The following is a 20,074-nucleotide window of genomic DNA, read 5'->3' as shown; positions in this document are numbered from 1 at the left end:
CCGGCCCGCAGCAGTAAAGTTCACAGAGGGTACCAACACCTACCCTGTCTTGCGACCGGCCTCGTGCCGGTCTTTTTTTCCGAGCGACTATTCAGGTAACAAATCGATAGCCGTCAATGCGTTGCCGGAAATATACAGCACACCCTCGTCACTGAGGCCAAGCGCGCCGGAGGCGGCGTAATTCCACACGGATGTTTTGCTATCCAGATCTATTGCGAAAGTTGTCGTGCTGCCGCCGACAAACACGTGCGTCCGTGTGACAACAATATTGGACGACAGGGGTTCACTCGCCTCATAGTTCCACAATACCGTGCCTGTGGACTCATCGATCACCTTGAGAACTCCGGATTCGATGGCAAAAATTTGCCCAAGATGGGAGGAGGGTTGGCCGCGGTAGCTACCGCTTTTCTCCCATAGGATAGATTTTTGCCCGAGGTCAAACACCACCAGGGTTCCATTCTGGATTGCAACGGAATTACCCAGCCCGGTTAGCACCGTCGCCATACCCACGTCATAGCCATGCCAATCAAAACTGGGAAAATCAATACGGTAGGCAAGTTCACCGGTCAGGCGGTCGTACGCGGCAAAGTCTGTGATAAATGCATACACATACTGCTCATCCACGGCCGGAGTAAAGCCGTCGTACTGGGCGGTATTGGCAAACCAGTTTTGTACACCGGTTTCTGCATTGTGCGAATACATACCGCCATAGTAGCCTCCCGCCATGTACAGCTGGCCGTCGAATAGAGTCGGCGCGAGATATTCTGACCATTGATTGCCGTAGGAGGTAGCAAACAGCAAGTTCCCGGTTGTGGCATCAACGCTGCGGATAAAGGAATCCTCATGCCCACCACTTTGAAAATAGACGTTGCCTCCTTCATATGCCGGTGGATTCACACTGTGAATATCATCGTAAGACTTCTCCCACAGAATTTCTCCCGCTGTGCTGCCCAGTCCATAAATACGTTGGTTGCCAAAATAGCTGTCACTGGAAACAAAGACTTTTCCATCACCAGCCGCAACACCGTTCAACTGTGGGGTATCGGCAAAAACCTTGCTCCAGCGGAAGGCAAAGTCACCTTCGTCAAGATCCCACGGGGTATAACCGGTATGATCTGGACCGCCCTGCGAACTCCCCCACACAACCGGTACGGGAAACTCGGTCTGTTCCGTAGGTGAAGTATGAGCGACAAACTCTTCCAGATTGGAAAATGAATCGGAGTCCATGTCCGTTGCGGCATCGCTCGCGTCATTGGGATCCAGACCAACTGCAATTTCCCAATCGTCCCGCATCACATCGCCGTCAGTATCTTTCAACAGTGGAGATGTATTGTGGATCGCGTACTCGTCGAAATCGTTCAGGCCATCACCATCAGTATCGGACACTATGGGAGAGCTGCCCAAGATGGATTCTTCCAGATTTGTCAGGCCGTCATCATCAAAGTCACCCGATGCATCGTTGACGAGTGCATCCAGTCCGTAGGTAATTTCGTACCGATCATCCATACCATCACTATCAGAGTCACCACTCAAAGGATCGGTACCATATACCTTCACTTCATCACGGTCTGAAAGGCCGTCACTGTCGCTATCAATGAGATTGGGGTCAGTGCCCGCCGCAACCTCTTCGCCATCGTTCAGACCGTCTCCATCCGTATCAGGATTGAGCGGGTCGGTCCCTCTTACCAGAACCTCGTCACCATCGTTTACAGTGTCTCCGTCTGTATCTGCTTTATCTGCCCGGGTACCCAGCGCAAACTCTTCGGTGGCGGAGAGATTATCCATATCGTTGTCGGAGTCCGCATCACTGTCATTGTGAGCATCGAGACCATTGCCCGCTTCCCACCAGTCAGGCAGATCGTCGCTGTCGCTATCGATGTCTGGCGTAAAGTCGATAAATTCCGCATAGATCGGCAAGCGGACAAACCCGCTGAGGTTGGAATCCGTCACCACCAGATCTTCGAAACGAGATGACACCATCAAGTCACCATTCATGCGCAGTGATATATCGTAAAAACTGCCACCGATTTCCAGACTGGCCAGCTGATTGCCAGACTGGTCATACTTACGGACATAGCCACTCCAGTCGGCAACAAAAATTTCACCGGTCGCATTGACAGCCACTGATCTGCCGGTGCTTACCGCAATCTGCGACACTACTTGCAGCGTGTCAGGGTCGTACTTGTCAATGGTCGAACCGGTAAATGCGTAGAGGTAGCCGTCCTCTCCCACCGTCAGGTCGATATAGCCACTGCCACTGACAAATTCCAGAGTGCCATCGCTGAGATCGAATACCACCAGTCCCTGATTGGGGCTACCGGAAGTCGCCATATTGGTCACAAAAACCCGCTCTCCGATCGCGTCAATGCCACCGTAGGATGCGTTATTTATGGTGGACCACCCCGGCGCCGCATAGTGTTCCCACTCATGTCGCCTTGGAGAGTAAACACTCAAGATCGGCTCGAAGGTACCGTTGAACACCGCCACACGCCCATCTTCGAGAACGGAAATATCCCGTGCATATCCTGTGTACTCAGAATTACCGGTGACATCCACCTCCTTAAGCAGGCTTCCCTCCATGTCATAGAACTGGATTTTGTTGTTGTCGACGCCGACAAAGCTGGTGCCCATCTCAAAAATATTTTTCAGCGGTGCGACCACAAAATTATCCAGGTACACGGAGCAACCCGAACTACTGCTTTCAACGCTAATGGTCAGCTCTTTTTTTCCTGGAGACACCAAAAACTTGTGCGTTTTCCAGATGGATTGCTGTGGGTACCCAGAATAGATTTCTTCACCGTCGAGACGGACACTCAGATTTTTATGGTAGTTGCTGTAGCAATCCGACATGGCATCGAAAGACAACTCTATAGGAGAAAATGTACGCTCCCAGGTAATAGCGGCTTCACCATTCAGCGACAGACTCAACGCTCCATGACTTGCAAAATCCGCGGAAACCGCGATTTCGTCAGGCGAGGATACAACGACCAGTTCGTCGGGAACATTGCCATCTTCAAATGAGAACAGTACTTCCGACACACTATCGGGAAACGAGGTGTCATCCGAGGGATCAGAACCATTAATGAATTCGATATAGTTTGAGTAACTATCGCTGTCCAGGTCCCCTTCCATATCATCCGCGCTGTTGGGATCGAGCCCAGCAACCAACTCCCATGAATCGGGCATAAAGTCGCCATCGGAATCCTGGGAATTGGGGTCGGTTCCGTACAGTGACACCTCATCGCCATCACTTAAACCGTCGCCGTCGCTATCCGACACCCTTGCGGATGTTGAGGCAATAAATTCTTCCAGGTTGGTGAGGCCGTCGCTGTCCGGATCCTGTCCGGCGTCATCAGAATTATCGTCATCGAGAGAAAACTGAAGTTCCCACCAGTACGGAAGGCCATCACTGTCACCGTCGACAAGCAGCGGTAATTTCCGGAACGACATGCCGCTCCCGGCATCCGGTTCCAGATATACCAATCCCTCGTCATATTGCAGCACCTGCTGGCCATCCAGCACGCCAAGATCCAACCCAAACAGTTGTTTGTTCAGCTTTGTGTCATAGGCGGCCAGCCAAACACTTTCTCCGTTCTGGAACAGGGCCGCTGCCATCTCACTCCACCAGAAAGCGTCGCGCGGGTAAAACTGATTGCTGAGGGACGGCCATAGATCCGATATGGGCAGCTGTTGCAAATAAGGCTTGCCGAGTAGATTGCGCACCACAACATCCCCACCGACAAAAATACGTTCTTCATCGGTAGAAGGAGATACAAAAACAGGCAGCCCCGTATCCCCAAAACTGAAATTCCTGGAGCTTGTGGGATATCCAGAAACCGGGTCGAGGATGCTGCTGCGCAGCGAGCCGCCGGAGTAATCTTCCACCCAGTAAACCCGGCCGCTTTCCGCATGGTATTCAAGTTCGGTGTTATCGCCGTAAACGGTGAAATCTGCGAGTTTTTCAAATTGCTCGCTGAGAACATTCAACCGGCGGTACCCGTAGTCTGTGGCTTCGCCCACAATCAGCTGCTTACCCGCCTGAATCAAGCTGACATCACCACCGGTTACCCGGTATATCCGCTGCGCCTGCAATGGCAGGGAACTGGAAACCTGAAATACAGCGCCAGAATCATCGGCTACCAAAAGCTTGCCGGAATCGGACACTGCAATGGATACCGCGGGTGCGCCATTCAACTCACGCGTCAACAGCACCGGATTGAGAAGCTGCTCGTTAACAAGATCCCAACGGTAAACAGCCTGGTCAGCCGCTGACAGCGCGTAAACGATATTTTCATGGAGAATGGTTTGGGTAACTTCATCGATCACAACATGGCTTTCGACATCGCACTCACTGCCATTTCCCTCATTCACCTCCTGACAGGCAGAATCCTCGGGGTAGGCGTCAAGGGTAAGGCCACTGGTTGAATCTCCCTCGCTGTAGCCGGCGTTCCAGCTGTCTGGCCATCCATCACCATCCGTATCCAGCGATGCGGCCGGATCAGCGGGAAAGTGGTCATCAACATTATCTACTCCGTCATCATCCAGATCGCGATCGGTCACAAAAGTGTGAAAACGATACTCACCAGACCCGTCGCGGGCGACCAGCAGATAGTCATCATCGCGCTTGAGGAGGGTGCTGGGTGTGCCAGTAAATTCCAGTGACTGATAAAAGGCGCCACTAGCGGAATAGGCATTGACGTTTGCATTCCCGGCCGGGCTTGCCGTGGCTGCCACCAGGTCATTCCCGTCATACACCGCGCGATCAAACGGGGACACATCAAACGGGGAGCGTACAGAGCTGCCCATCTCGTATACCAGACCTGAACCCGTCGCTACCCGGTCCACATTATCGAGTACCAACACCTGGCCTTCCGGGTAAAACTCGCTGTCGTAGGAGTACAGACTTCCGGAGTCGAATTGACCTGTACTCTGGTTTACTGTCATGTAACCCAGGCGATAGGGCGCTGAGGAGGAATAGCGGAAATAGAGGCGATCACGGGATTCAGACCAGTCGAACGACTCAAAATGGCTCCGGTAATCCCTTCGGTACATCAGCTGCCCTGAACTGGATAGTGTCAGGTGCGTCTCGCCCACTTCATCATCGCCTATCACGAACAGGTAATTCCCCGCAAAGGCGAGATCGGAAATAGGGAAGCCGACATTTGTAAGCAGCCTGGGCTCGCCGCCAGCCAGATAGCGGATTGCACCGTCAGGATAGGCGACATAGGTTCTCTGGTGGCCTTTGTGAACGAGAATGGTAGTAGGCGTTACCCCGTCAACAGCGAGCCCAATTTTTTCCTCAATACGTTGCGAGTCAGGGAGAAACCGAAACAAAGCCAGCTCGGTTCCCGAGTTTGCAACAAGGAGAATACTGCCGTCTTCATCGGCAAAGCTGTCGGTCACGTCATAATTGGACAGTGCCGTCATGTAACATTGGGCACCATCACCGTGGGCCGCGACGCTGCAGTTACCATCCAGAGGGTAAGCGTCGCCATTGTCCCCAACACCGTCGCTATCGCTATCCATTGTTTCTGAAGGATCGCGAGGGAATGCATCTTCGGCATTGGCTACGCCATCGCCGTCGATATCCAGATCAATAGCATCGGGCTTACCATCTGCATCCATATCGGGGCCAACCGCCGCCAATATCACGGTCGATGGAGCATTTTCCAGCAACTGCACATCGGCAGAGGGGGCAGTAACTGCCGCTTCGGCGAGCAGCAGCTGAACGGTCTCGCCCGCCAGGTAGTCTCCTTCCCCACCAGAGCGTAATGCTCCGGTGCCTGGGATACTCAGTTCGGAGATCAACTGGCGCGCGGCGACTTCGAATACCTGCCGGCTTCCGTCGACGTAGTCAGCCGCAGCCAGAGAAGTGAGGCCATCGTATTGGCCATCGAGCAGGTCGGCAGCCATCCATTCGATTACCCGGTTAACGGGAACCCCAAGCTCTACCGAGATATACCAGATGAGGGCAGCCTGGGCTTCGAGTGCGGTTCGATAATTGAGCAATTGCTGAGTCGCGGGTGCGGTATCGGTAACGAGCGGGCTCTGTTCAAACAGGTCAATCCCCTGTAGCAAATCGAACCCCAACTCGGTAGCGACCGTAGTAGAGAAACTATTTAGTTGGCTGGCCAGTTCAGTGGTGTTTGCCACACCGCCTTTGAGGCGCAGCATTTCGAAGACCATGGTTGTACTAATAGTCGCATAGGCAGGTTCAGACTTTTTCAGCGCATCGGCCGAAACAAACGTTTTCAGCGTGGGGATTATGGGCGCTTCGCCCGTAGAGATGTCCAAGGTGTCCGCATCTGCAGTCACTTCTATCAGATAGAAATCACTCTTCTCCAATTCAAATTCGATGCCGTCGAACTGCCCTATGGCTCCCGTGCTCCCACTGGCGAGCTTGGTTCCCTTCAACGCGGCGTTTCCCATCTGTACGGTGTAAACACCGACATCCGCATTACTCAGAGGTCCCTTGACAGCGTAGCCACCCAGTGAAACCGGTTCGGGGGATTCGGAAGGTGGGTTCGTGGATGGGTCGGACGACTGGGAAGAGCCACCACCACCGCCTCCGCCACAAGCCGTAATAATGTTTACAGACAGCAGCAGCAGGCCGCGAGTTATGATTTTTCTTGTATTGATTGTCATTGTCCGAACCGGGCGTATATTTTTTATTCAAATGACCCCGAATGCCGCAAATTTTGGCACGGAATCCCCCCCATTTAGAGAAGCCACTAAAGCTACGACAAATTGATACATATATGCAATTACAGGTAATTACACGGGCTAGCATTCATTTGCCGGATTTCCAGCCACTCTCCGTGGGCTGGCAACACATCCAGTCCACAGTAACCCACTTCATTTCCCCCCGGGCCGACAGTAAAATCGCGCTTCAATGAAAACCTGCAGTACCGGAGCAATACCCCATGGGCCGAGCCTACCAGAACCGCAAAGAGTCAATGGCCAAGACCTCAAACATGAAGGCCAGGGTCTACAGCCGCTATGGGCGCGAGATTTACGTGACCGCAAAGTCTGGTGGCACCGATCCCAACGGCAACCTGGCCCTGCGCAGCCTGATCGAGCGCGCCAAGAAAGACCAGGTCCCCACCCACGTGATCGAGAAGGCCATCGACAAGGCCAAGGGTGGTGCCGGTGAAGACTTCGCCCGCGCCCGCTACGAAGGCTTTGGCCCCGGCGGCTGCATGGCCATCATCGAATGCCTGACCGACAACCCCAACCGCACCTTCGGCGACGTGCGCCAGGCCTTCACCAAAACCAAAACCAAAATTGGCACCGAAGGCTCCGTCAGCCACAGCTTCGATCACCTGGCCATCCTCGTGTTCAAACACGACGACGAAGAAGCCGCGCTGGAAGCGCTGATGGAAGCGGACGTGGATGTCACCGACATCGAAAACGAAGACGGCAAGCTCTCCGTATTCGCTCCGCATACGGATTACTTCAAGGCCAAGCAGGCGCTGATTGAGGCGTTTGGCGATATCGACTTTGAAGTGGACGAGATTCAGTTTGTACCGCAGACCTATACCCGGATCAGCGGGGACGATGTGGCGCTGTTTGAGAAGTTTATTAACATGCTGGAAGACCTGGAGGATGTGCAGGCGGTTTATCACAATGTGGAAAACCCGTAACTGAGCGGGTACAGCAACCCTTCCCTGGGGAGCCCACTCGGCGGCTCCCCTGATTGCTCTCCCCGAGCCCCTCTCCTTGTAACCGCCTCTCCTTGTATCCCCTCTCCGCTTAAACACCGCGCAAAGTTTTCCCCGTCAGTTTCACTCTGACAGGTACTGTAACCGGAAGAAATACACATATCATGGGCCGCATGTTCAGCGTCATCCCAATCGGCCGTGCCGATATCAGCGCCACCTACAGCGCAATACTAATAACGAGGGATACACATGTTCGCCGCCTTCTTTTCCCGATACCGCCTCAAACGCCGCGCCCGCAAAGCATTTTTTGCACTGGCCGGCACAGACAAGCTGATCGACTTCCGCGAGTGGCAGGCCGCTTTAGGACTCAAAAACCCACTGGTGGCACGCCGGCTGTTCGCCGCTATCGACACCGACGGCTCCGGCTATATTGATGAGGACGAATACTGCGAGTTTGTCGCCACGCTGAAAGACCGCCACTCCCCCCACCGCTACCAACTCCTGTTCGATATTTACGACCTCAACGACGACGGCGCACTGAACCAGAAAACCATGCGCGAAGTACTCGCCGCAAGCCTCGGTGAGCAGTCACTACAAGTGAGTGATGACGACCTGGCGGAACTGGCTCGCTGCTTTCTCTCCGCCTTTCCCAGCCAACGCCGGCACACCGTGAACAAGGCGGAATTTGTCGCCGCGATTGCAGACTTCCACAACACAGATTCGCTGTTTGAACGCTTCGCCCAGACCTGGATCGGCGGGCGAGCCGATAGCAGCGCCCCCGCGACCCAGTCTGCCCCCGAACTGTCCATCGGGCCCGGCCGGCGACTGAGCCATCTGCTGCAAATGCACGGGAAGACCCTGTTCTGGGCCAGCCTCTACCTGCTCGCCAACGGCTTGCTGTTTGCCCACGCCGCCAGCGAGTACGCCGCCCGCGGTGCCGGCACAGCCATCCAGATTGCCCGCAGCGCCGGTGCCTGTCTAAACTTTAACCTCGCCCTGATACTATTGCCCATCTGCCGCAGCCTGTGGACCTGGCTGCGGCACACCTGGGTGGCACACCTGCTCCCCATCGACAGTCTGATCGACATGCATCGGACTGTGGGCTACACCATCGTGCTGTTTACCCTGGTGCACCTCGCAGCTCACACCTTCAACTACTGGGGCGAAGGGTTGCTCACGCCGGATCTGCTGCAGGACTCCGCTTTTGCCACCGGCGCCATCTCCCTCGGGCTGCTGGCACTGATGCTCCGCGGGATCGCCGCCCGGCACAGCCGTCAGCGGGAGCGCTTTACCAGCAGCCATTTGCTCTACGCAGGGTTTATCATCGCGATACTGCTGCACGGCCCCGTCTTCTGGGCCTGGCTGGCGGTACCCGCCGGGCTGTTTTTCCTCGACGCCCTGTATCGCGCATTCATCAAAACCCGCCGGGTAGAAGTGCTCTCCGTGCGCCCCCTGGCAGACGGCGTCACCGCGGTGCGCTTCGCCAAACCTCGCGATTTCCGGTTTTTCCCCGGCGACTACTTGCGCCTGCGAGTGCCCGCCATCTCTCGCTGGGAATGGCACCCTTTTACCATCAGCGCCGCACCGGAAGCGGGCTACTTTGACGTGCATATCCGCAACAACGGCGACTGGAGCGGCGCCCTGCACAATCTCTCACGCAAACAAGACCTGCAACAGCAACTGGAAAACAACGGCCTGCGTGCACAAATCGACGGCCCTTACGGAGCCCCAACAAGCAGCATCTACCGTGCGCCGGTCGCCGTCATGGTGGCCGCCGGTATCGGCGTCACCCCCTTCGCCAGCGCGCTGGAAAGCCTGGTGATGCGACACGAGGCCGAAGACAAAAACCGCCCCCGACAAATCGTCTACTTCCACTGGCTCAACCGCTCCCAACGTTCCTACGAGTGGTTCCAGCACCTGCTCGCAAACGCCGAAACCCGTCTGGGCGATAACTTCCGCCTGCACATCCACCTCACAAGCCTGAGCCACAACCTCACCAACATCGCCATGCAAATTGCCGCCGATGCGTTTTACCGCAAGCACCAGCGGGATCCTTTCACCCAGCTACAGGCAGTCACCAGCCCAGGGCGGCCAGACTGGCAGGCGTTATTTGCGGGGCTTGCCGGCAAGCATGCCGGGCAAAAGGTGGTGGTTTACTACTGTGGCCCCGTGCCACTGGCTAAGGAACTGCAGCGGCATTGTCGGAACTTCGGGTTTGGGTTTTGTCGGGAGCGGTTTGATTAATAGAACAGCACCCCACAGTATCCAACGCACAATGGGGTATGTAAGCAATCCGAGAAACGAAAAAGCCCCGCAGGGCGGGGCTTTTCAGATGTTGCCAGATCTCTCTGGTCTTTGATGTGGTGCCCAGGGCGGGACTTGAACCCGCACGACCGAAGCCACTACCCCCTCAAGATAGCGTGTCTACCAATTCCACCACCTGGGCAAAAACTTTTCAGTTTTTGATTTAAGCCTTTCGGCTTACTGAGGCTGCTCCTCAGTTTGCTGCTCTTCAGCGCCGGCTTCCGGCAGTTCCGCCTGAGGGGCTTCTTCTGCTGCGGGCAGGTCACCTGCCGCCGGGGCTGCGTCCTGAACTTCAGGCACGTCACTTTCGATTGCTGCCGGTACATCATCCTGCTGTTCGCGGGATTCGATCGCCGCCGGCACCTGAGGGATACCGTCGAGCTCCGGCGCTTCATCGCGGCTGGACAGTACCGCCAGGCCGAAGCTGGTGGCGAAGAATACAGTGGCCAGAATTGCAGTCAAGCGGGAAAAGAAATTTCCACTGCCCTGGCTGCCAAATACGGTCTGGGAAGCGCCCGCACCGAAGGAGGCACCGGCTTCCGCACCTTTACCCTGCTGCAGCAGAATCAGGCCGATGATACCCAGCGCGGTGAGGATGTGAACCACTAAAACCAGTTTTTCCATTGTCCAGAAAACCTGCAATCGGGCATGTGCCCTTGCTCAAAAGATTTTGACCGGTTGCGCTAGTCAGCAGCGCGACAGATCTGGATAAATTCGTCCGCCTGCAGAGAGGCACCGCCCACCAGGGCGCCGTCGATGTCGTCCCGGGCGAACAGTTCTGCGGCATTGGCCGCTTTGACACTGCCTCCGTAGAGGATCTGCGTCACCGCGCCCGCTTCGCCGAGTTGCTGGCGAATGAACTGGTGCACTTCCTGCGCCTGCTCCGGGGTAGCGGTCTTGCCGGTACCAATGGCCCATACGGGCTCGTAGGCGACCACGGCATTGTGCCAGGTATCCGTCAGGCCCAGCTCGACAACGGCCTGGATCTGCCTGGCGATCACGTCCAGCGTTTTGCCCGCCTCGCGCTCCTGCAGCGATTCCCCCACACAGAGGATCGGCGTCAGGCCTGCGGCTTTGGCGGCGGCAAACTTGGCCGCGACCAGCTCGCTGCTTTCGCCGTACAGGCTGCGGCGCTCGGAGTGACCGACGATCACATAGCGCGCGCCGCAATCCAGCAGCATTTCTGCGGAAACTTCACCGGTGTATGCCCCGGAGGGTTGCTCGCTGAGGTTTTGCGCCCCCAGAACTACCTGTTCCGCATTTTTCGCCACCGCAGCCACTACGCAGAGGTAGGGAAAGGGCGGGCAAATGACAACTTCGGTGGAGCATTCGTCGGACTCCAGTCCGCTGTTCAGCTCGGCCAACAGTTGCTCGGCAAACGCTTTGCTACCGTGCATCTTCCAGTTGGCAGCTACCAGTGTTTTTCGCATCGGTGCTCCTCCAAGGGGCGCAAATCTTAGCGGTATTGCCGGGAACATACAACCAGGGTTTCCGGATATTTATTGAATTTTCAATGGCTTCCGGACGCGTCTACGAGATCGGGCGCTGTTCAAACGTTACCGACACGCTCCACCACACTGGCGATTTCTCCCGCCAGGCGCTCGACCAGCACGGGGTCCTTTCCCTCGACCATGACCCGGATCAGGGGTTCGGTGCCAGACGGACGCAGTAACACGCGGCCGTCGTTGGCGAGAGTGGACTCCGCCTGGGCCACCGCGGTCTGTACATCACTGTGCTCCAATACGCCGTCACGGCGAGCCAACCGCACGTTGATCATGTGCTGCGGCAGCATCTGCATCTTCTGGCTGAGGTGATCGAGAGGTTCGCCGAAGTCGCTCACCGCGCGCAGTACCTGCAGCGCAGAGATAATGCCGTCGCCAGTGGTGGTCACATCGGTACACACGATATGGCCGGAGGACTCGCCGCCGAGGGTCCAACCATTCTTGTACATCATTTCCAGAACATAGCGATCGCCCACTTTGGCGCGGGAGAACGGAATTTTGCGCTCCTTCAGCGCCAGCTCGAAGCCGTAGTTGCTCATCAGGGTGCCGACCACACCATTGCATCCACCGAGGAACTGCTGGCGGTGGATAGCAATGAGGAACAGCAGCTGGTCGCCATCGACGAGGTTGCCGTGGCGGTCTACGAACATGACACGGTCGCCGTCGCCGTCGAACGCGATGCCGAGATCGGCGCCGCGCTCCACCACCACGTTCTGTAGTTGCTGGGGCTTGGTGGAGCCACAATTCAGATTAATATTGAGGCCATCCGGCGCTACGCCGATGGCGTGTACCTCAGCGCCCAGCTCGCGGAACACCTTGGGGGCGATGTGATAGGTGGCGCCATTGGCACAGTCGAGCACGATATTGAGGCCCTGCAGGGAGTAGCGCCACGGGGTGCTGGCCTTGCAGAACTCGATATAGCGGCCGGCGGCGTCGTCGATACGCCAGGCCTTTCCGAGGTCGCCGGCGGTTTCCATGGGCAGGTCTAGGGCGGCTTCAATTTCGGCCTCCACCTCATCTGGCAACTTACTGCCGTCAGAGCTAAAGAACTTGATACCGTTATCCTGATACGGATTGTGGGAGGCGCTGATGACGATCCCCGCCTGGGCGTGGAAGGTGCGAGTGAGGTAGGCGATGGCGGGCGTGGGCATTGGGCCCAGCAGACCGACGTCGACACCGGCATTGATCAGGCCCGCCTCGAGCGCAGCTTCGAACATGTAGCCGGAAACCCGGGTGTCTTTGCCGATCAGGATACGGCTGCGGCCTTTTCCCTGGCGCTTAGCACCGAGTACTTTTCCGGCGGCGTAGCCGAGGCGCAACATGAAGTCCGGGGTGATAGCACCCTCGCCTACCTGGCCGCGGATGCCGTCTGTGCCAAAGTATTTTCTTGTCATCGTGTAACTCTCATATCCCTGATTCCCGGCCGCATGGGTTCCATACGGCCGCCGCAAACCACCCGGCTTATGGGCAGTCCACCACTTGTTGTAATTTCAGCACATCCACCGTCGCCGCCACATCGTGGACACGGATGATGTGCGCACCGCGCTGGGCGGACAGCATAGCCAGCGCCAGACTGCCCGCGAGGCGCTCGTCCACGGCGCGGTCCAGCAGTCGCCCGATCATGGATTTGCGCGACATGCCCACCAGCATTGGCTGCGCTGATGGCGCCAGCTCCGGCAATCGCCTGAGCAATTCGAGATTGTGCTCGTCATTTTTGCCAAAGCCGAAACCGGGGTCATAGATCACCTTTTCCCGGGAAATGCCCACGGCCACACAGGCGGCGAGGCGCTCATCGAGATAGGCACGCACCTCACTCACCGCATCGCGGTATTCCGGCTTCGCCTGCATAGAGCCAGGCTCCCCCTGCATATGCATGACACACACCGGCAGGCCGGTAGTGGCCGCGGCTTCCAGTGCGCCATTGCGTGTAAGTGCCCGCACGTCGTTGATGATACCCGCGCCAACGGCCGCGGATTCTCGCATTACCGAGGGGGTACTGGTGTCGACGGAGATCACAACATCAAAACGCTGTGCGATGGCCTCTACCGCCGGCACCACGCGATCCAGCTCCTGCTGTTCGGTAACCACTGCCGCGCCCGGGCGGGTGGATTCGCCGCCAATGTCCACAATAGTGCCGCCCTCGCGGCAGATCTGCTCAGCGCGGCGCAGTACCAGATCCAGATCGAGCCCGCCGTCGGCGTAGTAGCTGCCGCCGTCGGAAAAGGAATCCGGGGTAGTGTTGAGAATACCCATTACCTGGGGACGGGCGAGATCGAGGATGTGCTTTCCGCAGCTCAGCTTCATAGGACGGGTCATTAACAGGTCGGAAATACAAAAACGGGCCCGGGGGCCCGTTTTCCAGCGGTGTTTATTTCTTACACAGGAAAAAGCGCTGAATCGTTCAGTGGCCGTTGACTGGTCCACCGACGGGATTGTCGCCATCCTGGGGCTTGGTCTCGGGCTCCTGCACGCCATCGGCAGAGCCGCCGCCGGTGTAGTCGCTGTCGTGCCAGTCGCGCGGCGGGCGCACCTTGCGGCGGGCCATCAGATCATTGACCTGCTCGGCGTCCAGAGTTTCGTATTCCATCAGCGCGTCTTTCATCGCCTCGAGGATATCGCGGTTCTCTTCCAGCAGCTTTTGCGCGCGGGAGTAGCAGGTATCGATGATACGGCGCACTTCCTCGTCGATCTCGTTGGACGTCTTGCCGGAAATCGGGTTGCCGTGGCCGGGCTGGCCGCGGTCGTCCTCACCGTAGTGCAGCGGACCGAGCTTCTCGGACAGGCCCCACTTGGTGACCATGTTGCGCGCGATGTCGGTAGCGCGCTCGATGTCGTTGGAGGCGCCGGTGGTAACACCGTCGATTCCCAGGGTCATTTCTTCCGCAATACGGCCGCCAAACAGGGAGCACAACTGGGATTCCAGCGCGCGTTTGCTCAGGCTGTATTTGTCTTCCTCCGGCAGAAACTGGGTAACACCCAGCGCGCGACCGCGAGGAATGATGGTGACCTTGTGCACCGGATCGTGCTCCGGCACCAGGCGGCCGATGATCGCGTGGCCGGCCTCGTGGTAGGCGGTGTTGGTCTTTTCCTTCTCGTTCATCACCATGGATTTGCGCTCGGCACCCATCATGATCTTGTCGCGGGCGCGCTCAAACTCGTCCATGGTCACCATGCGCTTGTTGGCGCGGGCGGCAAACAGAGCGGCCTCGTTGACCAGGTTCGCGAGGTCCGCGCCGGAGAAGCCGGGGGTTCCGCGGGCGATGGTCTGCGGATCGACACGCTCGTCCAGCGGCACCTTGCGCATATGCACCTTCAGGATCTGCTCACGGCCGCGGATATCCGGCAGCCCGACGAACACCTGGCGGTCGAAACGGCCCGGGCGCAGCAGCGCGGAGTCGAGCACATCCGGGCGGTTGGTGGCGGCGATGACGATCACGCCCTCGTTGCCTTCAAAACCGTCCATTTCCACCAGCAGCTGGTTCAGGGTCTGTTCGCGCTCGTCGTGACCGCCGCCCACACCGGCACCGCGGTGACGGCCGACAGCGTCGATTTCGTCGATAAAGATGATGCACGGGGCCTGTTTCTTGGCCTGCTCGAACATATCGCGCACGCGGGACGCGCCCACACCCACAAACATTTCCACGAAGTCGGAACCGGAAATGGAGAAGAACGGCACCTTGGCCTCACCGGCAATGGCCTTGGCCAACAGGGTCTTACCGGTACCGGGAGGGCCCGCCATCAGTACACCGCGGGGGATGGCGCCACCCAAACGCTGGAATTTGGACGGATCTCGCAGGAACTCCACCAGTTCCTGCACATCTTCCTTCGCTTCATCCACCCCCGCCACATCGGCAAAGGTGGTTTTGATCTGGTCTTCACCCAGCAGGCGAGCCTTGCTCTTGCCAAACGCCATGGGGCCGGAACGGCCACCGGCGCCACCCTGCATCTGGCGCATGAAGAACATGAATACGGCGATGATAATCAGGATCGGGAAGCTGGCCACCAGCAGCTGCTGCCATATGCTGGGAGACTCCGGCTCGCGGCCGTTGAACTGCACGCCGCCGCGCACCATTTCATTGGTGAGCTCGTCGTCGATGATCTGGGGCTGAATGGTCTTGAAGCGGCTGCCATCGGCTTTCTCACCGGTGATCACCAGGCCGTCCACCATCACACTCTTCACCAGGCCGGACTGCACATCCTGTACAAACTGGGAATAGCTGAGGGCTTCATCCCTGGATTGCGGCTTGAAGTTCTGGAAGACCATCAGCAGCACCGCAGCGATGATCAGCCACAACACCAGATTCTTTGCCATATCGTTCAAAGGGTATGCCCTCTTGCCTACGCCTCGGCGTCTGCCTCGGCCGGTAATTCCATTCCACCCAGTATAGGCGGCGAAAATCGTAAATCTGTCGCACCAGTCACCCCGCCGCCACCGGTATCGGGCGAGGAGGGAGATTTGGCGCCTGGTCCTTTTACCACACCGGGAGGCCCGCACCAAAAGCGGACCCGATCCTATGACTCAGCCCTTGAAGCCGCGTGCGACTACATAGACCTCACGGGAGCGCGGGCGGGATGCACCGGGCTTGCGGGTGACAACGGTCTGATACTGACTGCGCAGATCGCGGATCAGTTCATCAAACCCCTCCCCCTGGAACACCTTGGCCACAAAGGCACCGCCGGGTTTCAGGGTCTGACGTGCCATATCCACAGCCAGCTCCACCAGATACATGGCCGCGGGCTGATCTGCCGCGCGTATTCCACTCATATTGGGGGCCATATCGGAAATCACAAGGTCCGCGCGCTCTTCGCCCAGCTTTTCCAGCAGCTCGTCGAACACCTTTTCCTCGGTGAAGTCTCCCTGCACGAAATCCACCCCGGCGAGGGCGTCCATGGGCAGGATATCGGAGGCCAGAACCCGCCCTTTGTGACCAACAAGTTCCGCAGCGACCTGAGACCAGCCGCCGGGGGCGGCCCCCAGGTCCACCACGGTCATGCCCGGTTTGAACAGGCGGTCCTTCTCCTGCAGTTCCTGCAGTTTATAGGACGCCCGCGAGCGGTAGCCGTCTTTCTGGGACTGTTTGACGTAGGGGTCGTTAAAGTGTTCGCGCAGCCAGCGGTGGCTGCTCTTTGATCGGGCCATCAGTTACAATACATCGCTGAAATCCGGGCCCCCGCAGCAAATACAGCGCGGTTGACCGGGATCGGGGTTGATAGAGGCGGGCACATGCAACGCTGCTGCTGACCACACTTTCGTATGACAGCGGGCTTTGTCCCTCTACGCTCACCTATACAGCGTAGGGAATTGCACTGCCTGCCCACAGCGGCAGCCTCTGCCGCATTTAAGGATGGAGTATTGTATGCCTTTAACCGCCGACCGCAAAAAAGCCTTGCGCACCATCGGTCACAACCTCAAGCCAGTGGTCACCGTAGCCGAGAAGGGAATGACGGAAGGGGTGGCGGAAGAACTGAACCGCGCCCTGAATGACCACGAGCTGATCAAGGTCAAGCTGGCCGTCAATGACCGCGATGCACGCCGCGAGCTGATCACCGAACTGTGCCAGCAGAGTGGTGCGGAGCTGGTGCAGGAAATCGGCAAGATCGCACTGATCTTCCGTAAAGCGGACAAACCCAACGCCAAGCTTTCCAATCTGTTGCGCTGACGTCTCCGCCGGGCCGGCCCGAGCCGGCCCTTACCTCCTCACCTCCCCTCACCTCTGCCCCCCGACCTCCCGCGGCCAGTTCAGACACATTCGCCCCTGCTGTCCTCTAGACTGAAAACACAGTTCCCAGAACTGTCTGTTCGTCTGCTGCGGCAACGGAGGCTTCCTTGAAACAGTCACGCAGGTACCGGGTTGTTTCCACCCTGATGTTCTGCGCCCTGCTGGCCGCGCTCGCCGGCCATGCCCAAACCGAAGGCGACAGAGACGGCACGCACATGGACGGCGTCAAACCCCGCGGTGAACCCTTCCGCCCCCAGCCAGACACGGTGCCTGAACGGCCCACTCCTGCCACCGATGCCGCCCGCGCAATTCCCGGTTTTCCCAAAGAAGCGGAAGTCTGTGCCGAGTGTCACGGCCTGCAGGGCGAGGGGCTTCCCGATCTGGGGCCACGCCTGGCTGGCCTCCCCTTCGACTATTTCCGCGAGCAGGTGCATGGATTCCAGACGGGCAAGCGCAACAACGAGACCATGGACACGCTCGGTAAGGAAATTTCCGGCGAACCGCTGGACCGGGTAGCCAGGTACTTTTCCAGCCGCCCGCTCCGCAATATCGCCCCCAAACTGCGCGGCGCCCAGGCAGTGTTCACTGACCCTGCGGAAAGACTCGCCTACCAGGGAGACTGGTCGCGCACCCTGCCCGCCTGTGTTACCTGCCACGGCGCCTCCGGGCTTGGTTCCGGCAATATTCCCCGGCTTGCGGGCCAACAGCAAAGCTACCTCAGGAATCAGCTGCTGGCCTGGAAGAGTGGCAAGCGCACCACCGACAACGACCGGGTGATGGCGACGATTGCCGACAAGTTGAGTGAACGGGAAATCGATGCACTGGCATCTTATTTCGCGACCATCGGCAAGGAGGGCGAACGGTGATGAGCGCATCACACAGCGCCATTCTGCTGTCGCTGTCTGCCGCTCTGGGCGCCCTGCTCCTCACGGCCTGCGACCGGGGTGAAACCCTCAAACCAGCGCCTGCGCTGGAACTGCCAGACCGACAGGCCCCAATCCCGAGTCCCGATCCTGATTCCGGTCTGCCGAGAATCCAGCCGCGACCACTGGAGCAGATTCCTCAGGGCGCCTTCGGCGACAAGGTTCGACGGGGTTACGAGTTGTTCGTGAACACTCAGGAACTGCGCGGCAAATATGTGGGTAATGCGCTCAATTGCGTGAATTGCCATGTGGACGCCGGTCGCCGCGCCCACGCTTCACCGCTGTGGGCGGCCTACTTCGCCTACCCGGCATTCCGCAAGAAAAACGACAAGGTGAACAGCTTTGCTGAACGGATACAGGGCTGCTTCACCTATTCAACCAACGGCGCGCCCCCGCCGGAGAACGGTCCCGAAATCATCGCCCTTTCCGCTTACGCTTACTGGTTGGCCATGGGCGGCCTGATGGATCACTTCGGCATCGACGGGGAGGTACCGGAGATCGCCGACGCGGACCTGGTGACCGGCGCCAGACGCGAGGACTTCCCGCTGCCTGCAGCAATCGCCAGCGCGCTGCCACTGGATCAGCGCGACCAGCTTCCGGGGCGCGGCTACCCCCCGGTGGGCAAACCCGCGCGCGCCTATTCACCCGCGGAAGGTGAAGTCGTTTACGCCGCGCACTGCATGAACTGCCACGGGGTCGATGGACAGGGATCGGAAGCCGCTGGCATTTACAATTTGCCGCCCCTGTGGGGGAAAGACAGTTACAACTGGGGCGCGGGAATGCACAGAGTGAACACCGCGGCGGCGTTCATTTACGAGAACATGCCGCTCGGTAAAAGCATCCAGTTAACGCCGCAACAGGCCTGGGATGTGGCCGCCTATATCAATTCCCGCGAGCGCCCACAGGACCCGCGCTTTGAAGGCGATGTGGAGGCCCTGCGCAAGCGCTATCACAACCACCCCGGTTACTACGGAAAAACCATCGACGGCAGCGTGCTCGGCAGCCACGCCTATGCAGATTTCAAGCAGATGCAATCCGAGGTAAAAAAACCCTGACAGCGGCGCGTTGAAATTGCCGTGCGGGATGCCCGGCGCGGCAGCGTGTAAGCCGCGCGCCGGGATAGCGGCGGGATCAGTATTGCAGGGCCAGATGTTTCGGGTCCGCGTTGCGCAGACGCTTGGCCAGTGGGTGTTCGCGCTTGCGCAGTTCCGCCAGCACCAGTTGCGCCACTTCACGCGCACCGAGGTTGTTCAGGTGAGTATCGTCGCGCACCCCCACCGGGTAATTCGGGTGAAGGTCCGGGGCGATGTGCATAAAGCGCAGCGCGCTGTCCCGGTCGCCCATGGCCTGGAAGTACTCGCGGGTGGTCACCTCCATATCGATGAACTCTACTTTTTCCTCAGCAGCCACTTCCCGTACCAGCGGTGCGTAGGGGTGGGTGTGCTTGATTTTGTACTCACCCTCGAAATAACGGCGGGTGATGGGCGACATCAAGATGGGCTCGGCCTTGGCCTTGCGCACATCGTTGATGAAACGGGACAGGTTAGTTTTGTACTGCTCCGGAGTGGTGTACCGGTCTTTCTTGCTCTCCGACTCGTCGTTGTGGCCGAATTGGATGATTACGTAGTCGCCGGCCTTGAGTTCATCCATGATGCCCTTCCAGCGCCCCTCCTCGATAAAGGTGCGGGTACTGCGGCCATTCATCGCCCGGTTGTCCACCTTAACGGAATCGTCAAAAAATACCGCGAAGGGCACACCCCAGCCCGTTTCCGGGTAATCCTTGATTTCCTTGATGGCCATGGTCGAGTCGCCGGCCATGAAAATGGTGGTCCGGGGTTCGGCAACGGCAGATGCACTGCACAGCAAACCGATGGCGGCAAACAAAAATCTACTCAAGCGTCTCATGGTTGTTAACTCTCTGAAAATTGCACTTACTGAAATTTGCCATTTGCGGAGATGAATGA

Annotated in this window: 13 protein-coding genes and 1 tRNA gene; 5 read left to right on the top strand and 9 right to left on the bottom strand. The window is 58.1% G+C overall.

Features of this window, described 5'->3' with window-relative positions:
- Nucleotides 1-87 precede the first annotated feature (87 nt).
- Nucleotides 88-6,645 (bottom strand): PQQ-binding-like beta-propeller repeat protein, encoded by a 6,558-nt coding sequence (locus C3938_RS11365; RefSeq protein ID WP_105103427.1) that lies wholly within the window; start codon nt 6,643-6,645, stop codon nt 88-90.
- A 278-nt stretch (nt 6,646-6,923) separates the two neighbouring features.
- Between C3938_RS11365 and C3938_RS11360 the strand changes: the two genes are divergently transcribed.
- Together C3938_RS11360 and C3938_RS11355 are read left to right on the top strand one after the other, a co-directional pair.
- Nucleotides 6,924-7,643, top strand: coding sequence for a YebC/PmpR family DNA-binding transcriptional regulator (locus C3938_RS11360; RefSeq protein WP_105103426.1), 720 nt, complete (start codon nt 6,924-6,926; stop codon nt 7,641-7,643).
- Nucleotides 7,644-7,910: 267 nt separating this feature from the next.
- Nucleotides 7,911-9,905 carry a ferric reductase-like transmembrane domain-containing protein gene (locus tag C3938_RS11355; protein ID WP_105103425.1) on the top strand — a complete coding sequence of 665 codons (1,995 nt, stop codon included), beginning with the start codon at nt 7,911-7,913 and terminating at the stop codon, nt 9,903-9,905.
- A 117-nt stretch (nt 9,906-10,022) separates the two neighbouring features.
- Here C3938_RS11355 and C3938_RS11350 read toward each other — a convergent pair.
- The 7 genes from C3938_RS11350 to rlmE all read right to left on the bottom strand — a co-directional run bounded on the left by C3938_RS11350 (nt 10,023) and on the right by rlmE (nt 16,607).
- Nucleotides 10,023-10,107: transfer RNA gene (locus C3938_RS11350), tRNA-Leu, on the bottom strand.
- A gap of 35 nt (nt 10,108-10,142) precedes the next feature.
- A complete protein-coding gene (gene secG, locus C3938_RS11345; RefSeq protein WP_105103424.1) occupies nt 10,143-10,589 on the bottom strand; it encodes a preprotein translocase subunit SecG in 447 nt (148 codons plus the stop codon).
- A 59-nt stretch (nt 10,590-10,648) separates the two neighbouring features.
- The gene (gene tpiA, locus C3938_RS11340; RefSeq protein ID WP_105103423.1) at nt 10,649-11,395 is read right to left on the bottom strand and encodes a triose-phosphate isomerase; all 747 of its coding nucleotides are present in this window, start codon (nt 11,393-11,395) and stop codon (nt 10,649-10,651) included.
- Between the two features lie 119 nt (nt 11,396-11,514).
- A complete protein-coding gene (glmM, locus tag C3938_RS11335; RefSeq protein ID WP_105103422.1) occupies nt 11,515-12,861 on the bottom strand; it encodes a phosphoglucosamine mutase in 1,347 nt (448 codons plus the stop codon).
- A gap of 67 nt (nt 12,862-12,928) precedes the next feature.
- Entirely contained in the window at nt 12,929-13,771 is an 843-nt protein-coding gene (folP, locus tag C3938_RS11330; protein ID WP_105103421.1) for a dihydropteroate synthase, read from the bottom strand.
- Between the two features lie 97 nt (nt 13,772-13,868).
- Nucleotides 13,869-15,779 carry an ATP-dependent zinc metalloprotease FtsH gene (gene ftsH / locus C3938_RS11325; protein WP_105103420.1) on the bottom strand — a complete coding sequence of 637 codons (1,911 nt, stop codon included), beginning with the start codon at nt 15,777-15,779 and terminating at the stop codon, nt 13,869-13,871.
- 207 nt (nt 15,780-15,986) lie between these two features.
- Entirely contained in the window at nt 15,987-16,607 is a 621-nt protein-coding gene (gene rlmE, locus C3938_RS11320; RefSeq protein ID WP_105103419.1) for a 23S rRNA (uridine(2552)-2'-O)-methyltransferase RlmE, read from the bottom strand.
- Between the two features lie 217 nt (nt 16,608-16,824).
- On the opposite strand from rlmE, the gene C3938_RS11315 reads away from it, so the two are divergent.
- The 3 genes from C3938_RS11315 (at nt 16,825) to C3938_RS11305 (ending at nt 19,165) form a co-directional block, all read left to right on the top strand.
- Nucleotides 16,825-17,127, top strand: a complete 303-nt coding sequence (locus tag C3938_RS11315) for a YhbY family RNA-binding protein (protein WP_105103418.1) — start codon at nt 16,825-16,827, stop codon at nt 17,125-17,127.
- Between the two features lie 167 nt (nt 17,128-17,294).
- A complete protein-coding gene (locus C3938_RS11310; RefSeq protein ID WP_158681660.1) occupies nt 17,295-18,053 on the top strand; it encodes a c-type cytochrome in 759 nt (252 codons plus the stop codon).
- The gene (locus C3938_RS11305) at nt 18,053-19,165 is read left to right on the top strand and encodes a c-type cytochrome (protein WP_105103416.1); all 1,113 of its coding nucleotides are present in this window, start codon (nt 18,053-18,055) and stop codon (nt 19,163-19,165) included. The genes C3938_RS11310 and C3938_RS11305 overlap by 1 nt, the downstream gene beginning before the upstream one ends.
- Nucleotides 19,166-19,241: 76 nt before the next feature.
- Here C3938_RS11305 and C3938_RS11300 read toward each other — a convergent pair whose 3' ends face one another.
- Complete coding sequence (locus tag C3938_RS11300; protein ID WP_105103415.1) at nt 19,242-20,015, bottom strand: rhamnogalacturonan acetylesterase; 774 nt, start codon at nt 20,013-20,015, stop codon at nt 19,242-19,244.
- Nucleotides 20,016-20,074 lie beyond the last annotated feature (59 nt).

Origin of the sequence: Microbulbifer pacificus, from assembly GCF_002959965.1 — a bacterium.
Taxonomy (GTDB): Bacteria; Pseudomonadota; Gammaproteobacteria; order Pseudomonadales; family Cellvibrionaceae; genus Microbulbifer; species Microbulbifer pacificus_A.
The sequence above is the reverse complement of the archived record's forward strand: the minus strand, read 5'-3'. Positions and strand labels throughout refer to the sequence as shown.

Bases quoted from the DNA above. Each gene is read 5' to 3' on its own strand.
- C3938_RS11365 (WP_105103427.1), bottom strand. From the start codon at position 6,645: ATGACAATCAATACAAGAAAAATCATAACTCGCGGCCTGCTGCTGCTG.
- C3938_RS11360 (WP_105103426.1), top strand. From the start codon at position 6,924: ATGGGCCGAGCCTACCAGAACCGCAAAGAGTCAATGGCCAAGACCTCA.
- C3938_RS11355 (WP_105103425.1), top strand. From the start codon at position 7,911: ATGTTCGCCGCCTTCTTTTCCCGATACCGCCTCAAACGCCGCGCCCGC.
- secG (WP_105103424.1), bottom strand. From the start codon at position 10,589: ATGGAAAAACTGGTTTTAGTGGTTCACATCCTCACCGCGCTGGGTATC.
- tpiA (WP_105103423.1), bottom strand. From the start codon at position 11,395: ATGCGAAAAACACTGGTAGCTGCCAACTGGAAGATGCACGGTAGCAAA.
- glmM (WP_105103422.1), bottom strand. From the start codon at position 12,861: ATGACAAGAAAATACTTTGGCACAGACGGCATCCGCGGCCAGGTAGGC.
- folP (WP_105103421.1), bottom strand. From the start codon at position 13,771: ATGAAGCTGAGCTGCGGAAAGCACATCCTCGATCTCGCCCGTCCCCAG.
- ftsH (WP_105103420.1), bottom strand. From the start codon at position 15,779: ATGGCAAAGAATCTGGTGTTGTGGCTGATCATCGCTGCGGTGCTGCTG.
- rlmE (WP_105103419.1), bottom strand. From the start codon at position 16,607: ATGGCCCGATCAAAGAGCAGCCACCGCTGGCTGCGCGAACACTTTAAC.
- C3938_RS11315 (WP_105103418.1), top strand. From the start codon at position 16,825: ATGCCTTTAACCGCCGACCGCAAAAAAGCCTTGCGCACCATCGGTCAC.
- C3938_RS11305 (WP_105103416.1), top strand. From the start codon at position 18,053: ATGAGCGCATCACACAGCGCCATTCTGCTGTCGCTGTCTGCCGCTCTG.
- C3938_RS11300 (WP_105103415.1), bottom strand. From the start codon at position 20,015: ATGAGACGCTTGAGTAGATTTTTGTTTGCCGCCATCGGTTTGCTGTGC.